This window comes from Streptomyces sp. HUAS 31 (assembly GCF_028198125.1).
Classification (GTDB): Bacteria; Actinomycetota; Actinomycetes; order Streptomycetales; family Streptomycetaceae; genus Streptomyces; species Streptomyces chartreusis.
In genome coordinates this window covers 6,223,438-6,247,387 of the sequence record NZ_CP116353.1, presented here as the reverse complement: position 1 = coordinate 6,247,387, position 23,950 = coordinate 6,223,438, and the positions used below count along the sequence as shown (strand labels likewise).

Here is a 23,950-nt window from a genome sequence, read left to right as displayed (position 1 = left end):
ACCGCTGAGGCCCTTGAGGCCGTCGGCATCATCAACCCCTTCCCCATCCAGGAGATGACCCTCCCCGTCGCCCTTTCCGGCACGGACGTCATCGGCCAGGCCAAGACCGGTACCGGCAAGACGCTGGGCTTTGGTCTCCCGCTCCTGGAGCGCGTCACCGTCCCCGCCGACGTCGAGGCCGGCCGCGCCGAGCCCGAGGCGCTCACCGACGCCCCGCAGGCGCTCGTCGTCGTCCCCACGCGCGAGCTGTGCACGCAGGTCACCAACGACCTGCTGACCGCCGGCAAGGTGCGTAACGTCCGCGTCCTCGCGATCTACGGCGGCCGCGCCTACGAGCCGCAGGTCGAGGCCCTGAAGAAGGGCGTCGACGTCATCGTCGGCACCCCGGGCCGACTGCTGGACCTCGCGGGCCAGAAGAAGCTCAACCTCAAGCACATCAAGGCGCTCGTCCTCGACGAGGCCGACGAGATGCTCGACCTGGGCTTCCTGCCCGACGTCGAGAAGATCATCAACATGCTGCCGGCCCGCCGCCAGACCATGCTGTTCTCGGCGACCATGCCGGGCGCGGTCATCGGCCTCGCGCGCCGCTACATGTCGCAGCCCACCCACATCCGCGCCACCGCGCCGGACGACGAGGGCGTGACCGTCGCGAACATCGCGCAGCACGTCTACCGCGCGCACAACATGGACAAGCCGGAGATGGTCGCGCGCATACTGCAGGCCGACGGCCGGGGACTGGCCATGGTCTTCTGCCGTACGAAGCGCACCGCGGCCGACCTCGCCGACCAGCTCCAGCAGCGCGGCTTCGCCTCCGGCGCGGTCCACGGCGACCTCGGCCAGGGCGCCCGCGAGCAGGCGCTGCGCGCCTTCCGCAACGGCAAGGTGGACGTCCTCGTCTGCACCGACGTCGCCGCGCGCGGCATCGACGTCGAGGGTGTCACGCACGTCATCAACTACCAGTCGCCGGAAGAGGAGAAGACGTACCTGCACCGCATCGGCCGTACCGGCCGCGCGGGCAACACGGGTACGGCGATCACGCTGGTCGACTGGGACGACATCCCGCGCTGGCAGCTCATCAACAAGGCGCTGGAGCTCAACTTCAACGACCCGCCGGAGACGTACTCCACGTCCCCGCACCTCTTCGAGGAACTGAAGATCCCCGCCGGCACGAAGGGCGTCCTGCCCCGCTCGGAGCGCACCCGCGCCGGGCTGGCGGCGGAGGAGGTCGAGGACCTCGGCGAGACCGGCGGACGCGGTGCGCGCGGTCGCGGTGGCCGGGGCGGCCGGGACGAGTCCCGTTCGTCCTCGCCGGACCGTGAGCGCTCGGCGCGCACCCCGCGCCGCCGTCGCCGTACGCGCGGCGGTTCCCCGCTGGACGCGACGTCGGCGACGGCCAACGGCTCCGCCGCCGTCGAGGAGACCACCGAGGCCGGCCCTGCCGAGCCGCGCACCCCGCGCCGCCGTCGCCGTACCCGTGGCGGATCGGTGTCGGAGGCGGCCCCGGCGACGACCGCCGCCGAGGCCGTGGTCGAGACGGCCGAGGGCCCGTCGCTGGACACGGCGGACGAGACCCCGGCCAAGCCGCGCCGCCGCCGTACCCGCAAGTCGGCGGAGCCGCAGGCGACTTCGGCCGAGGTCGTGGCTGCCGAGGCGGAGGCCGTGCAGGCTTCCGAGCCCGCCGTGGCGCAGGTCGCGGAGGCCGAGGAGGCGCCCGCCACCAAGCCGCGCCGCCGCACCCGCAAGGCGACGGCTGCGGCCGAGGCCGCCGTCGACACCGTCGAGGCCGTGCAGGAGGCCCCGGCTGCGGAGACCAAGCCGCGCCGCCGGACCCGTAAGGCGACGGCCGAGGCCGCCGTCGACACGGCCGAGGCCGCCGAGGCCAAGCCGAAGGCACGCCGCACTCGCAAGACCGCGGCCGCCGTCGAGGCCCCCGAGGCCGCCGACATCCCGGCCCAGACGGCCCAGGAGCCGGAGGCCGCCGAGGCCAAGCCGCGCCGGACCCGCAAGGCCACTGCCGCCGCCGAGGCCGCGGTCGACACCGCCGAAGCCGCCGAGGCCAAGCCCAAGGCACGCCGTACGCGGAAGGCCGCGGCCACCGCCGAGGCCGCCGTGGACACGGCCGAGGGCACGGAGGCCAAGCCGCGCCGCACCCGCAAGGCAGCCGCCACGACCGTGGCCGAGCCGGAGGCCGCCGAGGCCAAGCCGCGCCGGACCCGTAAGGCGACGGCCGCCGCGGAGACCGCCGCCGACACGGCCGAGGCCGCGGAGGCCAAGCCCAAGGCACGCCGCACCCGCAAGACCGCGGCGTCGACCGGCGAGGTCGCCGACATCCCGGCCCAGGCCACGCACGAACCGACGGCCACGGACACGCCGGCCCCGCGCCGCCGCACCCGCAAGGCCACCGTCACCGCGGAGTCCGCGACCGGCACGGCCGAGGCCACGGAGGCCAAGCCGAAGGCACGCCGCACCCGCAAGGCGACGGCCGCCGCGGAGCCGACGGAGAGCTGATCTCCCGTACGACGGCCCGGTCCCACCTCGTGTGGGGCCGGGCCGTCGGCGTCTCATCGGTCAGTTGGGGCGGGCCCGGTCGGCAGCATGCTTCAGCCGAGGCAGGCCGAGCGTCGGCCTGCCGTCTCCGGTGTCCCCTGCCAACAGCCTCTGCCGGCCGACGCAGGCGGCACCGCCAACAGCCTCTCCCAGCCGAGGCAGGCGGCGCGCCAACAGCCTCGGTCGGCCGAGGCAGGGCGCTCCGGTCGGCTCGGCTCGGCAAGTTCGAGCCACCCGCCACCCCGGCCCCCGCACGCGGCGCTCAGGCAGTTCAAGGACACCCGCTACCCTCCCCCTCGTGACCTCCCAACCCGCCTTCACCCCGCCGCCGAACGCCCGTGCCTACTTCCTCGACACCTCCCGCGGCGCCTTCGCCGTCGTCGACCACCCCGTCGCGCCCGGTGTCGACGCCCGCGGTACCGCCCTTCTGCTCCCCGGGTTCACCGGCAGCAAGGAGGACTTCACGCTGATGCAGGAGCCGTTGGCGGCTCGCGGTTACCGCACGATCGCCGTCGACGGACGCGGGCAGCACGAGTCGGACGGCCCGGAGGACGACGAATCCGCCTACGCGCGGGGCGAGTTGGCGAGGGACGTGCTGGCGCAGGCGGAGGCACTCGGCGCCCGCGACACCCCGCTCCACCTCTTCGGCCACTCCCTGGGCGGCCAGATCGCCCGCGCGGCCGTCCTCATCGACCACACGCCGTTCCGGTCACTCACCCTCATGGCATCGGGCCCCGCGCAGATCTCCGACTCCCAGCAGCAGCGCGTGAAGCTCCTGCGGGACGCGCTCGCGGTGATGACGATGGCCGAGACCTGGGAGGCGATCCGCGCCATGGGCCCGCCCGAGGAGGTCGGCGGCCCGGCCAAGGGCATCGGCGGCCAGGACCTGCTGCGGCGCCGCTGGCTGGGCACGAAGCCCGCCCAACTCCTCGCCACCGGACGTCAGTTGACCACGGAACCGGATCGCGTCGACGAACTCGCCGCCCTCCCGCTGCCGTTCCACGTCCTGTCGGGCGCCAGCGACGACACCTGGCCGGTCCCGGTGCTCGACGACATGGCCGCCCGCCTGAAGGCCCGCCGCACGATCATCCCCGGCGCCGAGCACTCCCCCAACGCCGACCGGCCCCTGCCCACGGCCGAAGCGGTCGCCGACTTCTGGGACAGCGTGCGGGAGACCGGGAGCGACGAAGAGGCCGACGCCTAGTACTGCGCCTGAAGGTGCTCCCAGAACCCGTCCCGCAGCGCCCTGCGCAGGTCCGCCTGCCCGCGCAGCGAGTACTGGAGCAGGCCCTCCGCCTCCACCAGCAGGTCCTGGTCCACCGAGCCGGGCAGGTAGGGGTGCCCGGGGAGCAGTTCCACGAGTGACTCCCGGCCGCGTGCGGCGAGCCACTTCGCCGCGATCTGCGCGCCGACGAACCGCACGTCCTCCCGCGTGGGCCGGGTTCCCGCGGCCTCGTAGGCGGCCGTGCGCCGGGAGACGTACGGCTTGAAGAAGTCGAGGTCGAAGGTGCGCTGGCTGTCGACCTCCCAGAGCAGCGGCTCGGCCTGGTTGCGGCCCTCCGGCGCCTCGATCCCCCACAGGTGCACCCGCGCCCCGTACCCCTGCGCCGCCTCGACCGCCGACACCAGGTCCTCGTCACCGCCGAGCAGGGCAGCGTCGCTGATGGCGCGGTGCCTGGCGAGGGACTCCAGGTCGGTCCGGATCAGGGAATCGACGCCCTTCTGCTGGTTGTTGGCGTTGAGGTTGCCCAGCCGCACCTTCACGTCGGGGAGTTCGGCGATCGACTGCTGCTCGGCGGTGTGGATGCGGCGCCGGGCGCCGTCGTACCAGTAGACGCGCAGCAGCCGGCTGTCCGCGAAGATCGTGCGGGCCCGGTCGATGAGCGCCTCGATCAGTCCCTCGGCGTCCAGGTCGAAGGCGCGGCGGTCCTCGGTCCCGGCGACCAGCCGTCCGGCGGCCGCGTAGAGGTAGCCCGCGTCGACGAAGATCGCATGGGTGGAGGGCGTCTTCGCCACCTCGGCGAGCATGCGTTGCAGCAGCTCGTTGGTGCGGTCGATGCGGGCGGAGAGTGCGCCGGGGTCGTCGTTCATCGACTCCATTGTCCCGGCGGTCACGCTGCGAACACAACCGGTCCCGGTCAGTCTCCTCTTGATCGTCGGGCAACCCCTTACCGGTCAGTAGTTAGTCGTTCGAAAAATTTCTTTAGCGTAGGGAATGTTTGTAACGTGAAGCACGTTGTCTAGGTGTGTAACCGAGTAGTTCTCCGCAGGAGGATGACCAGACGAAGGGAGAAGCCGATGCGCTTCGAAATCATGCGACTCGACGAGTTCGACGGGACACCCGTGGACAGCACCGTCGTGGACGCCGCCTCCGTCAACCGGATCGTTCAGCAGGCCGCCGCGACGGGGCAGCGGCTGTGGATCCGACCCGCCGAGACCACGGCCTCGTAACAGCCGCGGATCACCTCAGAAGCTTCGAAGCCCCCGTACGCCACTGACGGCGTACGGGGGCTTCGCGCATACGGGCCTCAGCGTCACGCGCCTGCGGCTCAGGCGCCCTGGATCACCTGGGTCACACCGTTGATGATCTGCTGCACGGCGATCGCCGACAGCATCATGCCCGCGAGCCGGGTCACCAGGACCACGCCGCCGTCCTTGATGACGCGGATGATCAGCAGCGAGTACCGCATCACGAGCCACAGCACGACATGGATGGCGACGATCGCCGCCCACACCGACACCTGTGTGGCGACGCTGTCGGCCTTCTGCACGGCGAGGATGACCGACACGATCGCACCGGGCCCGGCCAGCAGCGGCATGCCCAGCGGGACCAGGGCGACGTTGACGTCCTTGGTCTGCTTCGGCTCGTCCGTCTTGCCGGTGAGCAGGTCGAGCGCGATCAGCAGGAGCAGCAGCCCGCCCGCGATCATCAGCGCGGGGACGGAGACATGCAGGTAGTTGAGGATCTGGTGGCCGAGGAGCCCGAACACCGCGATCACACCGCCGGCGACACAGACGGCCTGGAAGGCCATCCGCTTCTGCACCTTGGCCGGCCGGCCGGCGGTGAGCGCGAGGAAGATCGGGGTGATCCCGGGGGGATCCATGATGACGAAGAGGGTCAGGAACAGGGAGCCGAAGACGGCGACGTCGAACATGCGTGAGGGCCTTGCGAGGTGAGTGTGAACGCGCGGCGGGCAGCGCGGAGCAGTGCCGCTACCGCTGTGGGCAGTTGTTCCGCGAGTGGGAACGGGCGGGCACGACCGGCGGCGCCGGGTGCCCCGAAACGAACGTGAAGGTGATCGACCTGGGTGTCAGGACCTAGGCCCCGCCGGTACCCGGCACGGGGAACGCCCCGGTCGCCCGTCGCGTGATCTCGCCGTACACCTCGGGATCCGTCGTGTACTCACCGAGCACGCAGGTCTTGCGGCTGCCGTGGTAGTCGCTGGACCCGGTCGGCAGCAGGCCGAGCTCCCTGGCGAGCCCGCGCAGCCGGGCGCGGGTGTCGGGGTCGTGGTCCATGTGATCGACCTCGATGCCGTCGAGGCCGGCCGCGGCCAGTTCGGCGATCGCGGACTCCGGAACCGTACGGCCGCGCTTGCTCGCGGCGGGATGCGCGAAGACGGTCACCCCGCCCGCGGCCTTGACCAGCCGGATCGCCTCGAACGGGTCGGTCTCGTGCTTCGCCACGTAGGCCCGCCCGCCGTCGGCGAGCCAGTCCTCGGTGAAGGCGTCGCTCACGCTCGGGACGACCCCGAGCTCGACCAGTGCGGAGGCGACGTGCGGCCGCCCGACCGAGCCGTCCCCGGCGATCCGCAGCACCTGCTCCCAGGTGACGGGCACGCCCAGCGCGTTGAGCTTGGCGACCATGCCCTGGGCCCGGGGCACCCGGTCGTCCCGCACGAGCTCCCGCTCGGCGAGCAGCGCGGGCTCCTCGGGATCGAAGAGGTAGGCCAGCATGTGCATGCTGATGCCGTCGATACGACAGGACAGCTCGGCGCCGGTGACGAGCGTGAGCCCGTCCGGCAGCGCGGCGATCGCCTCGGCGTACCCACGGGTGGTGTCGTGATCGGTGAGCGCCACGACTTCCAGCCCGGCAGCGGCGGCATTGCGCACCAGCTCACCGGGCGTGTCCGTACCGTCGGAAGCGGTGGAGTGGGTGTGCAGATCGATACGCACGCGAACTCCAGACGGGGACGGCAGGAAGTGGACGCTCCAGGATAACCAGATTTTCAACGACTACTGTCACACCCGTACGGGCGAGCGCCCCTTACAACGACTTACCCAGAGGCGCGGAGAACTTCGCGACCAGCCACACACAACCCGCAGCCGCCCGACAAGCGGCACCTCCACCCCCATGGGCGCTACGGCTCCAGCAAGCGCGGCGACAACGCCCCGCAGGGCACCAGCTCCAACTCGGCCCCCGCATCCCGCAGGTCCGTCAGCACGAGCTCGTCGTACATCAACAGCCCCGACTGCTCCGGCCACATGACCGCCCACAGCCACATCCCGAGCGCCTCACCGGCGAACACGGCACGATCGTCGGGCGTACCCGACACATGCCACAGCGGCGTGGGACGCCCGGCGGCGAGAACCTTGGCCTGGGGCGGCTTCTCGACGTTCATGTACGACCCCGGGTCCGGGCCGTCGATGCCCGCGTAACGCGCGCCGAGACCGACACCCAGCTCCTCCGCGACCAGGATCATCTCGCCCATGCCGCCGAGCGGTCCGGGCCCTGAGCAGGCCACCACGCTCCCTCTGCCGCCGCTGCGGTCGTCACCCGCGCTGGCGACTCCGGTGAACAGCCAGCCGATCGGCAGCGGCCACGGCATCCACACCGGCACCTGTGTGCGATGCACCACCACACCGAGGGCCTCGACGCTGGGCGGGATCACGGGCTGCACCGGATGCACGGTGCCGTGCACATCGCATTGCCAGGTGTCGGCGAAGAGTCCGGGAGCCCTGACCCGGCCACCACACTTCGGGCAACTGGGTTCGCCCCTCATAGGCCCCCACGGTCCTACCCCTTGTGCGCCACGTCAAGGACGATCACCCATCCGGACCGAACGGCACAGGAAACCCGGATCCCGCAGAGATAGATGTAACTTGCATTAATTAGCTTGGCTAACTTATTCTGTGTATCAGCCAACCACCTCAGTCCGGAATGGAGAACGGTATGGACCCCTTCGACGCGGGAGCGGGCGGCCTACTGCGACAGCCGCGGGCCGTGTGGGCGACCGCCGGCGCGTCCGTCGTCGCCTTCATGGGCATCGGGCTCGTCGACCCGATCCTGCCGTCCATCGCCGGCGGCCTGAACGCCACGCCCGGCCAGGTCTCCCTGCTCTTCACCTCGTACTTCCTCATCACCGCCGTCGCGATGCTGCTCACCGGCTTCGTCTCCAGCCGGATCGGCGGCCGCAGGACACTGCTGCTCGGCCTCGCGTTCGTGGTGGTCTTCGCCGGGCTCGCGGGCACGTCCGGATCGGTCGGCGAGCTGGTCGGGTTCCGGGCCGGCTGGGGGCTCGGCAACGCGCTCTTCGTCTCCACCGCCCTGGCGGTCATCGTCGGCGCGGCGGCCGGGGGCAGCGCGGCGGCGATCCTGCTCTACGAGTCCGCCCTCGGCCTCGGCATGGCGTGCGGACCGCTGCTGGGCGCGCTGCTCGGCGACGCAAGCTGGCGCTACCCGTTCTTCGGCACGGCCTTCCTGATGGCCGTCGGCTTCCTGTGCATCGCGGCGTTCCTCAAGGAGCAGCCGAAGCCGGCCCGCAAGACCTCGCTGCTGGACCCGCTCAAGGCGCTCGGCCACGGTGGTCTGGCGTCCGCGGCGGTCTCGGCGTTCTTCTACAACTACACGTTCTTCACCGTGCTGGCCTTCACGCCGTTCGTGCTGAACATGAGCCCGTACCGGTCGGGCGCGGTGTTCTTCGCCTGGGGTGTGCTGCTGGCGGTCTTCTCGGTCGTCGTGGCGCCGCGCATGCAGAGGCGGTTCGGTTCGCTGAAGGTGCTCGGCGGGTCGCTGGTGCTGCTCGCGGTGGACGTACTGGTCCTCGGCTACGGCGACCACACCACCGCCATCGTCTGCACGATCCTGTCCGGCGCGTTCATCGGCGTGAACAACACCGTCTACACGGAGCTGGCGCTCGGCGTCTCGGACGCGCCGCGCCCGGTGGCGAGCGCGGGCTACAACTTCGTGCGCTGGTTCGCGGCGGCGGCAGCGCCCTACTTCGCGCCCCGGATCGAGGAGTGGACCGGCAGTCTCCGTGTCCCGTTCGTGGTGGCGGCCGTCACCGCCGTCGCGGGCGCGCTCGTGGTCGTCGTACGGCGCGGGGCGCTCACCGGCGAGGCCGAGGAACTGGAGACGAGGCACGCGACGGAGGACAGCGTCACCGTGTTCGCCAACTGACGCTTTTCAGCCACCGGTTGGTGAGGTTCCTCACTCCAGCGGTACGGACCTGCGGGCGGGATCCCTGAGGTCCGTGCCGTTCGTGAGCCAGCGCTCCTGGAGGGCCTGGGCGCCGTGCACCCGCTTCCAGGCCGCCTCGTTCGGCGTCATGGGGAGCAGCGGCAGAAAGCGCACGGGGTCGAGGGGCTCGTCGAGCTCCAGGTCCTCGACCAGGCCGCCCGGCTCGGCGACCAGGACCGAGGTGAACGGGGCGCCGGGCCACAGCGGTTCACCGACGTCCAGCGAGGCACCCGGGGCCACGATCAGGCCCTCCACCTGCGGGGAAGCGGCGAGCACGGCGAGCGGGCGGAGCACCTTGTCGGTGTCGGCGATTCCGGCGCGCACCGAGAGGACCAGCTCGGCGCGGGCGCCCTTGACCGGGTCGGCGACCACCGCGGTGGGGTCGTTCATGGGCTGCGCGGACATGCCGAGCGTGGCGTAGCGGACGATGTCGCCCTCCTGGAAACGGAGCACCTCGATGCGGTCCGTACCGAGGAAGGTGACCGCCGCACGGGCGCCCGGTTCGCCCAGCGCGGTGCGCAACCGGGCCTCGACCAGAGGAAGAACATCAGCCATGCCGCGAGCATAGAACTCGTCAGTACCGGGCAAAGCAGCGCCTTGACACTTCAGTCGGCTGATACTCTTGCCCGGTGTTCGGGACAGCACGCAGAAGCGTCGCGATCGAGTCCCGACGCCGATGAAAACTCCCCTACGGGGAACCCCGAAAGGGGTATGGAACGTCCCTCACGAGGGACCGGCCGGAGGAGGTGGGGCTGTCATGGATCGAAGTCGACCGTGCAGTACCACTCGCTCTTCCCGCCGCTGATGTAGCTGATCCGGCTGTTCCGCTCCGGCTGACCGCCGTCCTTTCACGCTCGCGTCCTCCCACGGAAGAGCACTTCGTTTCGCTTTGCCTGATCGGTCTGATCTGAATCAGCAACGAAGCCCACCACCGCAACGGTGCGGTGCTCCCCGCTTTGTGGACGTGCCAAACATCCTGAGGTCAGGACGTCCCCATTCCGGGCAGTTCCAGCCGTGCTGCGGCCCTCCGAGCTTCGTTGCCCGTTGCGAAGGAGCCTGCTCATGTCGATGATTCGAGACCTGCGCGCCGTGGTCCGTCCGGCCCGTACGTCGCTGCGCAAGGACAGCGGGGCCTACGACACCACCCGTGACCCCGCGACCCCCTCGGCCGTCGTCGACTGCGCCGTCTACCGTGACGGCCGCCGTCTGGAGACCGACAAGCCGCTGACCCCGCACGAGGCGATGCGCCAGGTGCGGCGCGACGGCGGCTTCGTGTGGATCGGGCTGCACGAGCCCACCGAGGCCGAATTCTCCGGTATCGCCGGCGAGTTCGGGCTGCACCCGCTGGCCGTCGAGGACGCGGTGCAGGCGCACCAGCGGCCCAAGCTGGAGCGCTACGACGACTCCCTGTTCACCGTCTTCAAGACCATCCACTACGTCGAGCACGACGAGCTCACCGCCAACAGCGAGGTGGTCGAGACCGGCGAGGTCATGTGCTTCACCGGCCGGGACTTCTTCATCACCGTCAGGCACGGCGGACAGGGCTCGCTGCGGGCGCTGCGGCACCGCCTCCAGGACGACCCCGAGCTGCTCGCCAAGGGCCCCTCTGCCGTGCTGCACGCCATCGCCGACCATGTCGTCGACGGGTACATCGCCGTCGCCGACGCGGTGCAGGACGACATCGACGAGGTGGAGACCGAGGTGTTCTCCCCGGGACGCAAGGGCTCGCCGCGCGGCACGGACGCCGGCCGGATCTACCAACTCAAGCGTGAGGTGCTGGAGTTCAAGCGGGCGGTGTCGCCGCTGCTGCGGCCCATGCAGCTGCTGAGCGAGCGTCCGATGCGGCTGATCGACCCCGACATCCAGAAGTACTTCCGGGACGTCGCCGACCATGTCGCCCGTGTGCACGAGCAGGTCATCGGCTTCGACGAGCTCCTCAACTCGATCCTCCAGGCCAACCTCGCCCAGGCGTCCGTCGCGCAGAACGAGGACATGCGGAAGATCACGTCGTGGGCCGCGATCATCGCCGTACCGACGATGGTGTGCGGTGTGTACGGCATGAACTTCGACTACATGCCGGAGACGCACTGGAAGTACGGCTACCCGGTGATCCTCAGCGTCACGGTGGCGATCTGTCTCGGCATCCACCGCACGCTGAAGCGCAACGGGTGGCTCTGAGCGGTCCCGGCCGGTCCGGCGGCGCTGGATAGTCTTGGGGGCATGACAAGCGAGCTGCTCGACCAGGCCCTCGTCGAGGAGGCCACCAAGAAGTCCGGCCTCATCTGGGTCAGGGGACCCGGTTCCCCGGCGCGGGCGCTGTGGCACGCGTGGCACGAGGGTGCGGCGTGTGTCGTCGGCGACGGTCCCGGTGAGCAGCCGCTGCCGGGGCTGGCCGACGGGGCCGAGGCCGAGGTGACGGTCCGCAGCAAGGACAAGGGCGGCCGGCTGGTCTCCTGGACGGCGAAGGTCGTCGAGCTCGGGGCGGGCTCCGAGCAGTGGGAGGCGACGGTCGCCGAGCTCAAGGGCAAGCGCCTGAACGCCCCCGACGGCGAGGCGATGCCCGGGCGCTGGGCGCGCGAGTGCCGGGTGCTGCGGCTGGAGCCGACGGGGGCCCTCGGGGCGCTGCCGGACGGCTCCCTGGCCGAGGCACCGCTGCCGACGGCGGCGACGACGCGCCGGCCGATCCCGGCGGGGCTGCCGCGGCTGCTGCTGAAGAAGAAGCGACGCCGCTAGCCGGTCACGACGTCGGCAGTTGTTTGCCGTAGTCCACCGTGTCGCCCTTCTTCGGCTTCTCCAGGGCGAAGTCCTTGCCCCAGTCGGAGAAGGTCAGGGTGCCTCCGTCGCCCGCCCGGGTCAGCACCAGGGGATACGGGACGCCCTCCAGGGAGACGTCGAGGGTGCCGCCGGAGCCCTTGTCGCCGGAGATGCGCACGGTGCGCACGCCCGCCTGCTCGTGGCGGCCGTCGGTGGCCACCTTGCCGTGCAGCGTCAGCAGGCCCCCGAGGAGTACGTCCTTGTCCGTGAAGCCGCTGAACTTCTTGTACGCCGGGTCGCCCTGCGGCACCCTCACGTACTTGCCGTTCAGCTTGTCCACGGCCCCGGCGTCCGCCTTGCCGTCGTTGCCCGCGTCGCTCCAGAAGCCGGAGTCGGCCTTCAGATACAGCTGCTCGCCGATCCGCAGCAACTGGAAGGTGGACCCCTGCGCGGTGACCGACCCCGTCGCCCCGTCGGACTTCAGCTGCATGTCGAGCTTGTAGGTCCGCCCGCTGGTGACCAGGTTCCCCGACAGGTGCACCGCTTCGGCGGTGTCCGCCGCCGTACGGGCCTTGCGCTGGATCTCGGCGACCGGCAGCTTGCCGACCCCGTTGGTGCCCTCGTCCGGGTCCTCACTGCATCCCGTCAGTCCCGTTCCCGACACGACCAGGGCGCAGATGGCGGTCACCAGCGCGGCCCGGCGAGTACGACCCTGGGGAATCGCAGTCACAGGTGGGGCTGCCTTTCTGTCGTGGGACCTGAGCGGCGTACGGCAGCGTACCCGCACGTCACCCCCCGGGCGGAGCCGGTCCGTCCGGACCTCTCACCAGGGCGTATCGGATCCGGACGGGCTAGCCTGAAGCCCACCCGAGCGGGCAATTCGACAAAAGGCGGCACGGCAGCGCAGCCTCGACAGCAACACGCACACCCGGCACGAAAAGGAGCCGCAGCCATGGCAGCCGGCGCGCCCCGGATCTTCGTCTCGCATCTCGCCGGTATCGCCGTCTTCGACCCGAGCGGCGACCAGGTGGGCCGCGTCCGCGATCTGGTCGTCATGCTCCGGGTCGGCCGGCGTCCGCCGCGGCTGCTCGGCCTCGTCGTCGAACTCTCCACGCGGCGCCGAATCTTCCTGCCCATGACCCGCGTGACCGGCATCGAGTCCGGCCAGGTCATCACCACCGGCGTGCTCAACGTCCGGCGCTTCGAGCAGCGCCCCACCGAGCGCCTCGTCTTCGGCGAGCTCCTCGACCGGCGCGTCACCCTCGTCGAGACCGGCGAGGAGGTCACCGTCCTCGATCTGTCGGTCGGACAGCTCCCGGCCCGCCGGGACTGGGAGATCGACAAGGTCTTCGTGCGCAAGGGCGGTCGGAGCGGTCCACTGCGGCGCGCGAAGGGCGAGTCGCTGACCGTCGAGTGGTCCGCCGTCACCGGCTTCTCCCTGGAGGAGCAGGGCCAGGGCGCCGAGAGCCTCCTGGCCACCTTCGAGCAGCTGCGGCCCGCCGACCTCGCCAACGTCCTGCACCACCTCTCCCCCAAGCGCCGCGCCGAGGTCGCCGCCGCCCTCGACGACGACCGACTGGCCGATGTCCTGGAGGAGCTCCCCGAGGACGACCAGATCGAGATCCTCGGCAAGCTCAAGGAGGAGCGCGCCGCCGACGTTCTGGAGGCCATGGACCCGGATGACGCGGCCGACCTGCTCGGCGAGCTCCCGCCGGACGAGCAGGAGCGGCTGCTGAGCCTGATGGAGCCCGCCGACGCGGCAGACATGCGCCGGCTGATGGCGTACGAGGAGCACACGGCCGGCGGTCTGATGACGACCGAGCCGATCATCCTGCGCCCGGACGCCACCGTCGCCGACGCCCTCGCCCGGGTCCGCAACCCCGACCTGTCCCCGGCCCTCGCCGCCCAGGTCTACGTCTGCCGCCCGCCCGACGAGACGCCCACCGGCAAGTATCTCGGCACGGTCCACTTCCAGCGGCTGCTGCGCGACCCGCCGTACACGCTGGTCAGCGCGCTGCTCGACGAGGCGCTCGAAGCGCTGGAGCCGGATGCCGCGCTGCCGGTCGTCGCCGGGTTCTTCGCGACGTACGACATGGTCGCGGCCCCGGTCGTGGACGACTCGGGGTCGCTGCTGGGGGCGGTGACCGTCGACGACGTGCTGGACCATCTGCTGCCCGAGGACTGGCGGGAGACGGAGTTCCATCTGGACGAGGACGCGGGCCAGGGGGTGTCGGGGCATGGCGCCTGAGCGCGAGGGCACACGCGAGCGCACGGTCTCGGGCGCCACCGCGGCCTCCCGTGCGCCCCGCACCCGCCTCGACCAACCCCGTCCGCCGCGCCGCCGGCTGCTGCCCGAATGGGACCCGGAGGCCTTCGGACGGCTCTCGGAGCGCATCGCGCGCTTCCTGGGCACCGGACGGTTCATCGTCTGGATGACGATCGTCATCATCATGTGGGTGCTGTGGAACGTCTTCGCGCCCGGCGAGCTGAAGTTCGACGAGTACCCGTTCATCTTCCTGACCCTGATGCTCTCGCTCCAGGCCTCCTACGCCGCCCCGCTGATCCTGCTCGCACAGAACCGGCAGGACGACCGCGACCGGGTCAACCTCGAACAGGACCGCAAGCAGAACGAGCGGTCCATCGCCGACACCGAGTATTTGACCCGCGAGATCGCCTCGCTGCGCATCGGCCTGGGCGAGGTCGCCACCCGCGACTGGATGCGCTCCGAGCTCCAGGATCTGATGAAAGAGCTGGAGGAGCGGGGCAACGGTCACCGCGAGGGCGGGGTATTCCCGGCGGATCGGTCGCGCGGACGTGACGTAGACGACCGCTGACAGCCTTTCCGGGGCATGGCTACCGGGCCGTACCATCGTCCTATGGCTACGGAAGACGCGGTGCGCGAGGCACTGGCGACGGTGAACGACCCCGAGATCAACCGCCCCATCACGGAACTCGGGATGGTCAAGTCGGTGGAGATCGGTGCGGACGGTACGGTCGCGGTCACCGTGTACCTGACGGTCTCCGGCTGCCCGATGCGCGAGACGATCACGCAGCGCGTGACGGACGCCGTCTCCGCGGTCGAGGGCGTCACCGGCGTCGACGTCACGCTCGACGTGATGAGCGACGAACAGCGCAAGGAGCTGGCGAACGCCCTGCGCGGCGGCCAGGCCGAGCGCGAGGTCCCCTTCGCCAAGCCCGGCTCGCTGACCCGCGTGTACGCGGTCGCCTCCGGCAAGGGCGGCGTCGGCAAGTCCTCCGTCACGGTCAACCTGGCGGCGGCGATGGCGGCCGACGGCCTCAAGGTGGGCGTCGTCGACGCCGACATCTACGGCCACAGCGTGCCGCGCATGCTGGGCGCCGACGGGCGTCCGACCCAGGTCGAGAACATGATCATGCCGCCGTCCGCGAACGGCGTGAAGGTCATCTCCATCGGCATGTTCACCCCGGGCAACGCACCGGTCGTCTGGCGCGGCCCGATGCTCCACCGCGCTCTCCAGCAGTTCCTGGCGGACGTGTACTGGGGCGACCTGGACGTCCTGCTCCTGGATCTGCCGCCCGGCACCGGTGACATCGCGATCTCCGTCGCCCAGCTGGTCCCGAACGCCGAGATCCTGGTCGTGACGACCCCGCAGCAGGCCGCGGCCGAGGTCGCCGAGCGGGCCGGCTCGATCGCCGTCCAGACCCACCAGAAGATCGTCGGCGTGGTCGAGAACATGTCCGGCCTGCCCTGCCCGCACTGCGACGAGATGGTCGACGTCTTCGGCACGGGCGGCGGCCAGACGGTCGCCGACGGCCTCACCCGCACGACCGGCGCGAACGTCCCGGTTCTCGGCAGCATCCCGATCGACGTCCGCCTCCGCGAGGGCGGCGACGACGGCAAGCCGGTCGTCCTGACGGACCCGGACAGCCCGGCGGGCTCGGCCCTGCGCTCCATCGCGGGCAAGCTCGGCGGCCGCCAGAGGGGCCTGTCGGGCATGTCCCTGGGCATCACGCCGCGCAACAAGTTCTAGGACGCTTCTCCAGGGGCCTCGCGTGAGCGCCCCTTCAGGGGCGCGGGGAACTGCGCGAGCAAAGCAACCCCCACCACCCGCAGCCGCCGACTACACCGAAGGCCCACGGCGAAGGGGCGCCGAATCCACCGGCGCCCCTCACATCGGCCCAGCCCCGCTGGCTAGGCGTACGCGCTGATGTCCTTGACCACGGCGAACCCGAGCCCGTACGCGCTCATCCCCCGCCCGTACGCACCCACATGCACCCCGGCCTGAGTGGACCCGGCCAGCACCCAGCCGAACTCGGACTCGCGGTAGTGGAAGGGCGTCGGCACCCCGTCGACCGGCAGGGACAGCGTCGACCACGCCGACCCGGCGAGATCGTCGGCCAGCGCCCACGCCGTCTCCGTCTGCTGCTCCAGCCAGTCGTCCCGCAGCGTGTGGTCCATCTGCCCCGGCCACGTGAACGTCAGCAGCCCGACGCCCGCGAGCCACGCCGCCGAGGACACCGAGGTGGCCTCCAGCAGCCCCGTACCGTCGGCGCTGCGCCGGGACGGATTCGCTGCGACGGTCACCACGACCGCGAACTTCTCCCGGTCCTCGGTCGCCTCGTTGCGCACGGAGGGCTCGTCCCCGTGCCCGATCGATCCGTGTTCCACGGCCCCGTCGGCCGCCGTTCCGACCTGCATCAGCCAGCGCGGCCCCGTGAAGGCCTCATCGAGGCCGTACCACGGGAAGGGCGCCAGCAGATAGCCGTCGACCGTGCGCCGGGCAGAGGGGACGTGCTGTCCGCTCTCCGCGGCCGGTTCCTGCGCGACTGCGCGACTAGTCGTCTGACTCGTCGTCTCCATGTGCCCGGACGCCTCCTCGTTCTGGCCGGACCAGCCCGGCCCGCCCCCCTTCGGGCGTACTCGTCCGGTCCGCACAACAACTCGGCAGCATAGCCACACCGCTTCGAGCAGCATGGAAAGCGCCCGGCGCGTAGGGCGCACGGAGGGCGGGATCAGGCCGTGTGCGACCCGGGCGGAGTATGAGAAGCGTCACGTACGGGTGCCGACCGCTCCCGTGTTCGTACGGCTCAGGTGGCGTCCGCGTCGTAGGGCGGGCGCTCGTCGCGAGGGTTCTCGGGCTTCTTCGTCATGTCGATGCTGCCGCCGGAGGACCCGGACGACGACGAGGACGACGACTCCGATTCACGGCTGTGCACGGCGTCGGTGACCTCGGCCATCTCCTTCTTGAGGTCGAAGCCGTTGCGGATCTCCTTGAGCCCCAGTTCGTCGTTGTCCAGCTGCTTGCGGATGAACGTCTTGGGGTTGAGGTCCTCGAACTCGAAGTCCTTGAACTCCGGTCCGAGTTCCTGCCGGATGTCCTCTTTCGCGCTCTCCGAGAACTCGCGGATCTTACGGATCGTCCGCGTGACGTCCTGGATCAGTTTCGGGAGCTTGTCCGGACCGAAGACGAGCACGGCGAGGACGATGAGCGTCACCAGCTCGAGCGGTCCTATGTCATTGAACACCTGAAGCTCCTTGCGATGTCCTCGGTCGGCTCCACGGTACCCGGCGATCCGCTACGACCGGTACTGTCCCGAGCCCTCCGAATGCGTGTGGGCGTGCGGTTTTCCGGGTTGTTTGCCTTGTCAGGGCCTCGATGCGGCGGTGACACGGCTCACGGTGAGAGGTTTCTGTGACTTCGGTCCCCGCTCAGCCTCCGCTCGACGAACCCAGCGTCAGGGAGATCGTGACTTCCTTGCCGCCACGCTTCAGCGTCAGCTTCAGCCGGTCGCCGGGGCGGTGGGCACGGGTCTTGACGATGAGTTCCTCACCGGAGTGCACGCGCTGCCCGTCGACCTCGGTGATGACGTCGCCGGGCTCGATGCCGGCCCTGTCGCCGGGACCGCCGCCGGTGACCGCGGAGCCGCCGTCGCTGCCCTTGGTGCCCACGCGGGCCCCGTCGCCCGCGTAGTCCATGTCGAGGGTGACGCCGATGACCGGGTGCGTCGCGTGGCCGGTGTTGATCAGCTCCTCGGCGACGCGCCTGGCCTGGTTCACCGGAATGGCGAAGCCGAGGCCGATGGAGCCGGCCTGGGCGCCGTCGAGGTCGGATCCGGTGTCGGCGGAACGGATCGCGGAGTTGATGCCGACGACCCGGGCCCGGGCGTCGAGGAGGGGGCCGCCGGAGTTACCGGGGTTGATGGGGGCGTCGGTCTGCAACGCGTCCACGTACGACACGTCGCTTCCGTCACCGCTCTCGCCGCCGGCCGTGATGGGCCGCTCCTTGGCACTGATGATGCCGGAGGTGACGGTGCCCTCCAGGTCGAACGGGGCGCCGATGGCGACGACCGGGTCGCCGACCTGGACGTTGTCGGAGTTGCCGAGCGGCAGGGGCTTCAGGCCGCTGACGCCGCTGACCTTGACGACGGCGAGGTCGTAGCCGCTGTCGCGGCCGACGACGGTGGCCTTGGCGGTGTCGCCGCTGTGGAAGGTCACGGATATCTCGCCGTCGTCGCCCGCGGGTTCGACGACGTGGTTGTTGGTGAGGATGTGCCCCCGGTCGTCGAGCACGAAGCCGGTGCCGGTGCCCTGCGCCTCGCGTCCGCTCACATGGAGGGTCACGACACTGGGCAGTGCGCGGGCCGCGATCCCGGCGACGCTGTCCGGTGCCCGTCCGACGGGCTCGGCCCCGGCCTGCGGCAGCTCGATACCACCCATGCCGCCGTTGCGCTCCAGATACGCCCCCACGGCCCCGCCGACGCCACCGGACACGAGCGCCAGCACCAACGCCCCGACGAACAACACCTTCTTCGCCCGCTTACGCCGCTGCTCCTTGCCGGCGACGGCGGCCCCGTTCTGCTGAAGGGGCGAGACCGGGAGCGCCGCGCGGGCCCAGGGGTCGTAGTTCTGCCAGGGGTTGGCGGGGGGTGCGGTGTCTGCGGGGGCGGAGGTCTGGGTGGCGGTGTCGGTGGAGGTTGGCGTCTGGGCGGAGGTGGCGGTGGGAGTGGGGGTGGCCGTGGGGCCGGGTTGATCAAGAGTGGCTGGAATTGGGGGGTGGGGCGAGGGCTGGGTGGGGATGGCGGGGGGCGGCGGTGCCGCGTGAGTCGTCTCCGGGGGCGCAGCCTGGGCCGGAATGACAGGGGCCGCCGGTGCGGGCGTCTCCTGGGCGGGGACGGCGGGGACGGGAGCGCCGGCCGTGGTGGGCGGCATCGGCCCGGCCGACGTGCCGTGGGCGGGCGTCGGCGGCTGTACGGCCGTCCCGTGGGCCGGTGTCGTCGCCGGGTGCTGGACCGGCGGTGCGGGTGCCCAGGGGCCGGGCTCGCCGTAGGGCGGGGTGCTGTAGGGGTCGGGGTCGTGGAGGGGCTTGGGGTGTTCCGCCACGGGCGCTGCGGGAACGGTCGGCCGGTCGGCGGGCTCCTCAACGGCTGCCGCTGCCGGTGCGGGCACCTCGGCCGGCCTGGCCAGCTCGAAGTCGCCCGCGTCGGGGGCCGTGTCGCCCACGCCACCCGCAGCGGGCCGAAGCTCGAAGTCACCGTCGGCGGAGGCGCTGTTCTCCCCGGTCCCGCTCGCCGCCGGCAGCGCCAGCTCGAAGTCGCCGTCGGCGGAGGCCGCGTCACCGGCACCCGCGCCGGCGGGCCGCAGTTCGAAGTCACCGTCGGCGGAGACGGCGTCACCCGTACCCGCGTCGGCGGGCCGCAGTTCGAAGTCGCCGTCCCGATCCCGCGCGCCCTCAGGTGCCGTCACCGGCATCGGCTCGTCCGGCGTGGGTGTCGTCCCGTCCGCCCGGCCCGAGGCCCCCTGCGGTCGAGGTCGGTTCCACCACTTCGCCTTCGCGGGCTTCCCCTCGTTCATGTTCTGCTTCCTGCTCGCTGCCGACCGATGCCCGAGTAGGAAGCGGGCCCTGAGAAGAACCCCGCCCTGACGCGATCCCTGGTTCCTCCGCAGGCCGCCACCGGGAGATGTCCCGGTGCTCTGATTGCCTACTCGACACTGCGCTGTCGCGCTCGGTCTCCCTCGGGAAACCGGCGACTTCGTGCTACCTCCCCCACCCCGCACGCGGCGACAACGGCGACCGCGGTGCCTCTACTCCGCGCCCGGCCCACAGGGCACGGCGCGCGGCCCACCCCGGATTCAATCAGGTTCGTGGGCCGCTGCGCAGAGGCCGGTCAGCGGTTGGTGGCCGAGGAGGCGGAGGGGGACGACGTCGCGTCGGGGACGGGTGCGGCGAGCAGACCCGGGGTCGCGGTGATCCCGGTGTCCGGGGACCAGGCGGTCAGGGTGAGCGGCGGGGTCTCACCCAGCGGACGTATCAGCGGGGACATGGCGGCCGCGCCGGCCATCACGGGTGCCGTCAGGGTGTGCACGTCCGGGTCGGCGCCCTGGTCCGGCATCCCGGGCAGCAGCGGGGCCGACACCTCGGTCGAGGCGGCCGGGGTGTCGAGGTTTCGCTGGCCCTGTCCCTGCGCGAGCAGGGGGCCCGCCCCACGGCGGCGCTGGTTCTCGGGCGCGGTCGCGGCACCGGTGCCCTGCGTCCGCGCCGGCGTCACATTGCTGCCGCCGGAGCCGCCGCGGGCCTCCGCGTCGGTCGGCGCGCTGGTCGTGACGCCGCCCAGCGCGATGGCGGCCAGCGACACCGCGCCCGCCGCGACGAACGCGAACCGCATGCGCGAGGACGCGGAGCGATCGGTGTCGGGACGGCCCACGGGGTGGGTGCGGAAGCCGCGGTCGGAGGCGGGGAGCGCCGGGGCGTGCGAGCCCGCGGGGACGTATCCGAACTCGAAGCCCTCACCGCGCTTCACACCGAAGGCCCCGGCGGTGCCGGGCCGGCCGGACAGTCCGCCGAATCCACCCCCGCCCAGCGGCGAGCCGCCGCCGTCCAGGTCACCTCCCCCTGGGAGGCCCTGAAGGCGGGCAAGGAAGCTCTCGGAGGGAGGCGGCGGCGCCGCCTCCGCGAAGACGTTCTTCAGCCGGCGCTGCGCGTCGACCTCGGACTTGCACTTGGCACAGGTCGCCACATGGGCGAGAACCCGCTCGCGCGTCTCATGACCGAGCTCTCCGTCGACGAGGGCGGAGAGTCGGTCGCCCAGGTGCTGCTCGGCCAGGAGTCGTTCGGCCGGATTGAGTCGGGAGTCGTTCACGCGGGCGCGCCCCCTCCCCCCAGTGCGGCCACACGCGGCACGAAGGAGCGGCGCTCGGCGCGCGCCTCCGGCGACCGGTGGGCGAGGGCCTTGCGCAGCTGCGAGCGGCCCCGGTGGATACGGGAGCGGACGGTGCCGAGCTTGACGCCGAGGGTCGCGGCGATCTCCTCGTACGAAAGTCCTTCGATGTCGCACAGGACGACGGCGGCCCGGAACTCGGGCGCGAGGGTGTCGAGGGCCTGCTGGACGTCCGCGTCGAAGTGGGCGTCGTTGAAGACCTGCTGCGGCGTGGGCTCCTTGCTGGGCAGCCGCTCGGCCGCGTCCTCCCCGAGCGCGTCGAAGCGGATGCGCTGCTTACGGCGGACCATGTCCAGGAACAGGTTGGTGGTGATGCGGTGCAGCCAGCCCTCGAAGGTGCCCGGCGTGTACGTCGACAGGGACCGGAAGACACGGACGAAGACCTCCTGGGTGAGGTCCTCGGCGTCGTGCTGGTTGCCGGTCAGGCGGTACGCCAGTCGGTAGACGCGGCCGCTGTGCGTGCTGACGATCTCCTCCCAGGTGGGCGGAGTCCACGCCTGCCCGTCCGCGTCGGTGGAGAAGGTCGCGGTCTGGGCGAAGTCGCCGGCGTGACTGTGGTCAGCGGTGTCGTTCACGGATTTCGGCCTGCCCGCCGATCCGAGGAAGCGCCGTAGCACTCCTCCCCGATCCACAGGCGCAGCCGCACCTCCCCTGTCGGCTCTGGTGGTGTCCAGTGGAGCCCCTACCATAGCCACCTCGCCCGTTAGCTCCGGATAAGCGGTTTTACGAGAATTTGATCTGGGCCGGGACGGCTGGTGCGCCCGCGTCGGCGCCTGCTCACGGCCCTGCTCGTCGTCGTGATCCAACTGTGTCCCCCCGCTCGTCTTCCCACCCCTCTAAACGCGCGGTCCCATCTGCGGGTTCCCGGCCGCAACGGATACAGTCACGCCCAGGCAACCACGGGGACAGGAGAGGGCCATTACCGGCAACCGGCAGACGAGCTGGGCGTTCGCCGACGCCTACGTCGCCGAGGACGACGTCCTGCGCTGGGCCCGGGACCGGGCCCGTGAGGCGGGGCTGCGCTCGGTGTCGCCCGGCACGGGCGCCGCGCTGCGGATGCTCGCCGCCACCGTGGACGCCAAAGCGGTCGCGGAGATCGGCACCGGTACCGGCGTCTCCGGGATCCACCTCCTGCACGGCATGCGCCCGGACGGTGTCCTGACCACCGTCGACCCCGAGCCGGAGCACCAGCAGTTCGCCCGCCAGGCCTTCCGCGCCTCCGGCTTCGCCAGCAACCGCGCCCGTTTCATCCCCGGCCGCGCGCTGGACGTCCTGCCGCGTCTCGCGGACGCCGGGTACGACCTCGTCTTCTGCGACGGCGACCGGCTGGAGTTCCTCGACTATCTCGCTGAATCGTTGCGCCTGCTGCGTCCGGGTGGCCTGGTCGTCTTCGAGGGCGTCTTCACCAACGGCCGCACGGTCGACTCGGGCCCCCAGCCCACCGAGGTCATACGCATCCGGGAGCTGCTGCGCGCGGTGCGCGAGAGCCAGGACCTGGTGCCGTCGTTGCTGCCGGTGGGTGACGGGCTGCTGTGCGCCGTCAAGCGCTGAGCGCCCGACTCCACGGATCGGCCGGCTCCGCGGACGCAGCAACCCCGGCACCATGTGCGATGCCGGGGCCGCCGAAAGGGTAGGGTCGCTGCCGCGTCAGCCGACGACCTTCTTGAGGGCGTCGCCGAGCGCGTCGGCCTCGTCAGGGGTCAGCTCGACGACGAGCCGACCGCCGCCTTCGAGCGGAACGCGCATGACGATGCCCCGCCCCTCCTTGGTCACCTCGAGCGGGCCATCGCCCGTCCGCGGCTTCATGGCCGCCATGCTCGTTCCCCTTCCTGAAACCAGCTCATCGTCAAAGCCGACGGCCCCATGGAGGGCACGCGCGTCTGGCACAGACTCGCGACACCGGCATCGAACACATTGCTTCCAAGCCATTATCCCGCATCTCAGGACCCGATGACCAACATCAGTCGGCATCGCTTGGGCAACGCACGCGAGCAAAACCACTCAATTCGGCGATGTGACTGCGATACTGCGCCACCGCACGCACTTCGGCTGTCCGGAACCGGACACAATTTCTTTGACGCAGGTCACACGTCCGGTCAGGGCCGTCGTCCGTGATCTCCGCCATGCTGTCCTCAGACATTCGCGTACCGACTGGTACGACCGAACCGCACACCGGAGGGGATACGCCATGGCCGACACCGTGCTCTACGAGGTGAGCGACGGACTCGCGACGATCACGCTGAACCGCCCCGAGGCGATGAACGCACTGAACGTCGCGGCCAAGGTCGCCCTGCGGGAGGCGGTCCGGGCCGCGGCGGGCGACGACGCCGTACGGGCCGTGCTGCTGACCGCCGCCGGGGAGCGCGCGTTCTGCGTGGGTCAGGACCTGAAGGAGCACATCGGGCTGCTGATCTCCGACCGGGAGACCGGGTCGGGGCACACCATGAGCACCGTCCGGGAGCACTACAACCCGATCGTGCGGGCGCTCGCCGGAATGCCGAAGCCGGTGGTGGCCGGGGTGAACGGGGTCGCGGCGGGGGCGGGCTTCGGGTTCGCGCTGGCCGCGGACTACCGGGTCGTGGCCGACACGGCCGCGTTCAACACGTCGTTCGCCGGGGTGGCGCTGACCGCGGACTCCGGCATCTCCTGGACGCTGCCGCGGGTGGTCGGCCCGGGTCGCGCCGCCGACCTGCTGCTCTTCCCGCGGAACATCAAGGCGCAGGAGGCGTACGAGCTGGGCATCGCGAACCGGCTGGTGCCCGCGGGTGAGCTGCGCGCGGAGGCCGAGAAGGTGGCACGGGCGCTGGCCGAGGGGCCGACAGTGGCGTACAGCGCGATCAAGGAGGCCGTGGCCTTCGGGCTGTCGCACTCGCTGGAGGAGACCTTGGAGAAGGAGGACGAGCTGCAGACGCGGGCCGGGTCCTCGGAGGATCACGCGATCGCGGTGCAGGCGTTCGTCAACAAGGAGAAGCCAAAGTATTTGGGCCGATGAGC

23 protein-coding genes are annotated in these 23,950 nt (G+C 71.2%); 11 read left to right on the top strand and 12 right to left on the bottom strand.

Features of this window, described 5'->3' with window-relative positions; translation table 11 throughout:
• Positions 1-54 precede the first annotated feature (54 nt).
• Together PGH47_RS27965 and PGH47_RS27960 are read left to right on the top strand one after the other, a co-directional pair.
• On the top strand, positions 55-2,508 hold the full coding sequence (locus PGH47_RS27965) for a DEAD/DEAH box helicase (protein WP_271665695.1): 2,454 nt from the start codon (positions 55-57) through the stop codon (positions 2,506-2,508).
• 337 nt (positions 2,509-2,845) lie between these two features.
• A complete protein-coding gene (locus PGH47_RS27960; RefSeq protein ID WP_271665694.1) occupies positions 2,846-3,751 on the top strand; it encodes an alpha/beta fold hydrolase in 906 nt (301 codons plus the stop codon).
• On the opposite strand, the gene PGH47_RS27955 is transcribed toward PGH47_RS27960, so the two are convergent.
• The gene (locus PGH47_RS27955) at positions 3,748-4,638 is read right to left on the bottom strand and encodes an NYN domain-containing protein (RefSeq protein ID WP_030946697.1); all 891 of its coding nucleotides are present in this window, start codon (positions 4,636-4,638) and stop codon (positions 3,748-3,750) included. The genes PGH47_RS27960 and PGH47_RS27955 overlap by 4 nt on opposite strands.
• 207 nt (positions 4,639-4,845) lie before the next feature.
• Between PGH47_RS27955 and PGH47_RS27950 the strand changes: the two genes are divergently transcribed.
• Positions 4,846-4,998 carry a hypothetical protein gene (locus PGH47_RS27950; RefSeq protein ID WP_093747204.1) on the top strand — a complete coding sequence of 51 codons (153 nt, stop codon included), beginning with the start codon at positions 4,846-4,848 and terminating at the stop codon, positions 4,996-4,998.
• A 98-nt stretch (positions 4,999-5,096) separates the two neighbouring features.
• On the opposite strand, the gene PGH47_RS27945 is transcribed toward PGH47_RS27950, so the two are convergent.
• The 3 genes from PGH47_RS27945 to PGH47_RS27935 all read right to left on the bottom strand — a co-directional run bounded on the left by PGH47_RS27945 (position 5,097) and on the right by PGH47_RS27935 (position 7,550).
• Positions 5,097-5,702, bottom strand: a complete 606-nt coding sequence (locus PGH47_RS27945) for a MarC family protein (protein ID WP_093747203.1) — start codon at positions 5,700-5,702, stop codon at positions 5,097-5,099.
• A 163-nt stretch (positions 5,703-5,865) separates the two neighbouring features.
• The gene (locus PGH47_RS27940; protein ID WP_271665693.1) at positions 5,866-6,723 is read right to left on the bottom strand and encodes a PHP domain-containing protein; all 858 of its coding nucleotides are present in this window, start codon (positions 6,721-6,723) and stop codon (positions 5,866-5,868) included.
• A gap of 185 nt (positions 6,724-6,908) precedes the next feature.
• A complete protein-coding gene (locus tag PGH47_RS27935) occupies positions 6,909-7,550 on the bottom strand; it encodes a DUF6758 family protein (RefSeq protein ID WP_030946705.1) in 642 nt (213 codons plus the stop codon).
• 170 nt (positions 7,551-7,720) lie between these two features.
• Here PGH47_RS27935 and PGH47_RS27930 point away from each other — a divergent pair, with 170 nt between their 5' ends.
• Positions 7,721-8,947 (top strand): MFS transporter, encoded by a 1,227-nt coding sequence (locus PGH47_RS27930; RefSeq protein ID WP_271665692.1) that lies wholly within the window; start codon positions 7,721-7,723, stop codon positions 8,945-8,947.
• Between the two features lie 30 nt (positions 8,948-8,977).
• On the opposite strand, the gene PGH47_RS27925 is transcribed toward PGH47_RS27930, so the two are convergent.
• Positions 8,978-9,562, bottom strand: coding sequence for a suppressor of fused domain protein (locus tag PGH47_RS27925; RefSeq protein ID WP_030946712.1), 585 nt, complete (start codon positions 9,560-9,562; stop codon positions 8,978-8,980).
• Between the two features lie 507 nt (positions 9,563-10,069).
• Here PGH47_RS27925 and PGH47_RS27920 point away from each other — a divergent pair.
• Together PGH47_RS27920 and PGH47_RS27915 are read left to right on the top strand one after the other, a co-directional pair.
• Entirely contained in the window at positions 10,070-11,185 is a 1,116-nt protein-coding gene (locus PGH47_RS27920; protein WP_030946715.1) for a magnesium and cobalt transport protein CorA, read from the top strand.
• A 42-nt stretch (positions 11,186-11,227) separates the two neighbouring features.
• Positions 11,228-11,740, top strand: a complete 513-nt coding sequence (locus tag PGH47_RS27915; protein ID WP_271665691.1) for a hypothetical protein — start codon at positions 11,228-11,230, stop codon at positions 11,738-11,740.
• Between the two features lie 4 nt (positions 11,741-11,744).
• Here the strand turns inward: PGH47_RS27915 and PGH47_RS27910 are convergent, their stop codons facing one another.
• On the bottom strand, positions 11,745-12,491 hold the full coding sequence (locus PGH47_RS27910) for a hypothetical protein (RefSeq protein WP_271665690.1): 747 nt from the start codon (positions 12,489-12,491) through the stop codon (positions 11,745-11,747).
• Between the two features lie 222 nt (positions 12,492-12,713).
• Here PGH47_RS27910 and PGH47_RS27905 point away from each other — a divergent pair, with 222 nt between their 5' ends.
• The 3 genes from PGH47_RS27905 to PGH47_RS27895 are packed head-to-tail and all read left to right on the top strand — an operon-like array spanning position 12,714 to position 15,771.
• Entirely contained in the window at positions 12,714-14,009 is a 1,296-nt protein-coding gene (locus tag PGH47_RS27905) for a magnesium transporter MgtE N-terminal domain-containing protein (RefSeq protein WP_271665689.1), read from the top strand.
• On the top strand, positions 13,999-14,595 hold the full coding sequence (locus PGH47_RS27900) for a DUF1003 domain-containing protein (RefSeq protein ID WP_271665688.1): 597 nt from the start codon (positions 13,999-14,001) through the stop codon (positions 14,593-14,595). The genes PGH47_RS27905 and PGH47_RS27900 overlap by 11 nt, the downstream gene beginning before the upstream one ends.
• A gap of 42 nt (positions 14,596-14,637) precedes the next feature.
• Complete coding sequence (locus PGH47_RS27895) at positions 14,638-15,771, top strand: Mrp/NBP35 family ATP-binding protein (RefSeq protein ID WP_271665687.1); 1,134 nt, start codon at positions 14,638-14,640, stop codon at positions 15,769-15,771.
• A gap of 161 nt (positions 15,772-15,932) precedes the next feature.
• Here the strand turns inward: PGH47_RS27895 and PGH47_RS27890 are convergent, their stop codons facing one another.
• From PGH47_RS27890 to sigE, 5 genes are all read right to left on the bottom strand, one after another.
• Complete coding sequence (locus PGH47_RS27890; protein ID WP_229914882.1) at positions 15,933-16,601, bottom strand: hypothetical protein; 669 nt, start codon at positions 16,599-16,601, stop codon at positions 15,933-15,935.
• Positions 16,602-16,828: 227 nt separating this feature from the next.
• Entirely contained in the window at positions 16,829-17,266 is a 438-nt protein-coding gene (locus PGH47_RS27885; protein WP_030946734.1) for a sec-independent translocase, read from the bottom strand.
• Between the two features lie 184 nt (positions 17,267-17,450).
• Entirely contained in the window at positions 17,451-19,592 is a 2,142-nt protein-coding gene (locus tag PGH47_RS27880; RefSeq protein ID WP_271665686.1) for a trypsin-like peptidase domain-containing protein, read from the bottom strand.
• A 314-nt stretch (positions 19,593-19,906) separates the two neighbouring features.
• Positions 19,907-20,878, bottom strand: a complete 972-nt coding sequence (locus PGH47_RS27875) for an anti-sigma factor family protein (RefSeq protein WP_271665685.1) — start codon at positions 20,876-20,878, stop codon at positions 19,907-19,909.
• Positions 20,875-21,573: an RNA polymerase sigma factor SigE gene (sigE, locus tag PGH47_RS27870; RefSeq protein ID WP_125529651.1), complete on the bottom strand. Its 699-nt coding sequence runs from the start codon at positions 21,571-21,573 to the stop codon at positions 20,875-20,877. Before sigE ends, PGH47_RS27875 begins: the two co-directional genes overlap by 4 nt.
• Before the next feature lie 301 nt (positions 21,574-21,874).
• On the opposite strand from sigE, the gene PGH47_RS27865 reads away from it, so the two are divergent.
• Entirely contained in the window at positions 21,875-22,507 is a 633-nt protein-coding gene (locus tag PGH47_RS27865) for an O-methyltransferase (RefSeq protein ID WP_093747197.1), read from the top strand.
• Positions 22,508-22,603: 96 nt separating this feature from the next.
• On the opposite strand, the gene PGH47_RS27860 is transcribed toward PGH47_RS27865, so the two are convergent.
• Positions 22,604-22,771: a DUF3117 domain-containing protein gene (locus PGH47_RS27860; protein ID WP_003966491.1), complete on the bottom strand. Its 168-nt coding sequence runs from the start codon at positions 22,769-22,771 to the stop codon at positions 22,604-22,606.
• 373 nt (positions 22,772-23,144) lie between these two features.
• Here PGH47_RS27860 and PGH47_RS27855 point away from each other — a divergent pair, with 373 nt between their 5' ends.
• Entirely contained in the window at positions 23,145-23,948 is an 804-nt protein-coding gene (locus PGH47_RS27855; RefSeq protein WP_126902326.1) for an enoyl-CoA hydratase/isomerase family protein, read from the top strand.
• Positions 23,949-23,950 lie beyond the last annotated feature (2 nt).

Excerpts from the sequence above, each read along its gene's own strand:
- PGH47_RS27955 (WP_030946697.1), bottom strand. The coding sequence starts at position 4,638 with ATGAACGACGACCCCGGCGCACTCTCCGCCCGCATCGACCGCACCAAC.
- PGH47_RS27895 (WP_271665687.1), top strand. The coding sequence starts at position 14,638 with ATGGCTACGGAAGACGCGGTGCGCGAGGCACTGGCGACGGTGAACGAC.
- PGH47_RS27950 (WP_093747204.1), top strand. The coding sequence starts at position 4,846 with ATGCGCTTCGAAATCATGCGACTCGACGAGTTCGACGGGACACCCGTG.
- PGH47_RS27880 (WP_271665686.1), bottom strand. The coding sequence starts at position 19,592 with ATGAACGAGGGGAAGCCCGCGAAGGCGAAGTGGTGGAACCGACCTCGA.
- PGH47_RS27860 (WP_003966491.1), bottom strand. The coding sequence starts at position 22,771 with ATGGCGGCCATGAAGCCGCGGACGGGCGATGGCCCGCTCGAGGTGACC.
- PGH47_RS27930 (WP_271665692.1), top strand. The coding sequence starts at position 7,721 with ATGGACCCCTTCGACGCGGGAGCGGGCGGCCTACTGCGACAGCCGCGG.
- PGH47_RS27855 (WP_126902326.1), top strand. The coding sequence starts at position 23,145 with ATGGCCGACACCGTGCTCTACGAGGTGAGCGACGGACTCGCGACGATC.
- PGH47_RS27945 (WP_093747203.1), bottom strand. The coding sequence starts at position 5,702 with ATGTTCGACGTCGCCGTCTTCGGCTCCCTGTTCCTGACCCTCTTCGTC.
- PGH47_RS27890 (WP_229914882.1), bottom strand. The coding sequence starts at position 16,601 with ATGGAGACGACGAGTCAGACGACTAGTCGCGCAGTCGCGCAGGAACCG.
- PGH47_RS27925 (WP_030946712.1), bottom strand. The coding sequence starts at position 9,562 with ATGGCTGATGTTCTTCCTCTGGTCGAGGCCCGGTTGCGCACCGCGCTG.
- PGH47_RS27920 (WP_030946715.1), top strand. The coding sequence starts at position 10,070 with ATGTCGATGATTCGAGACCTGCGCGCCGTGGTCCGTCCGGCCCGTACG.
- PGH47_RS27935 (WP_030946705.1), bottom strand. The coding sequence starts at position 7,550 with ATGAGGGGCGAACCCAGTTGCCCGAAGTGTGGTGGCCGGGTCAGGGCT.
- PGH47_RS27915 (WP_271665691.1), top strand. The coding sequence starts at position 11,228 with ATGACAAGCGAGCTGCTCGACCAGGCCCTCGTCGAGGAGGCCACCAAG.
- PGH47_RS27965 (WP_271665695.1), top strand. The coding sequence starts at position 55 with ATGACCCTCCCCGTCGCCCTTTCCGGCACGGACGTCATCGGCCAGGCC.
- PGH47_RS27905 (WP_271665689.1), top strand. The coding sequence starts at position 12,714 with ATGGCAGCCGGCGCGCCCCGGATCTTCGTCTCGCATCTCGCCGGTATC.
- PGH47_RS27900 (WP_271665688.1), top strand. The coding sequence starts at position 13,999 with ATGGCGCCTGAGCGCGAGGGCACACGCGAGCGCACGGTCTCGGGCGCC.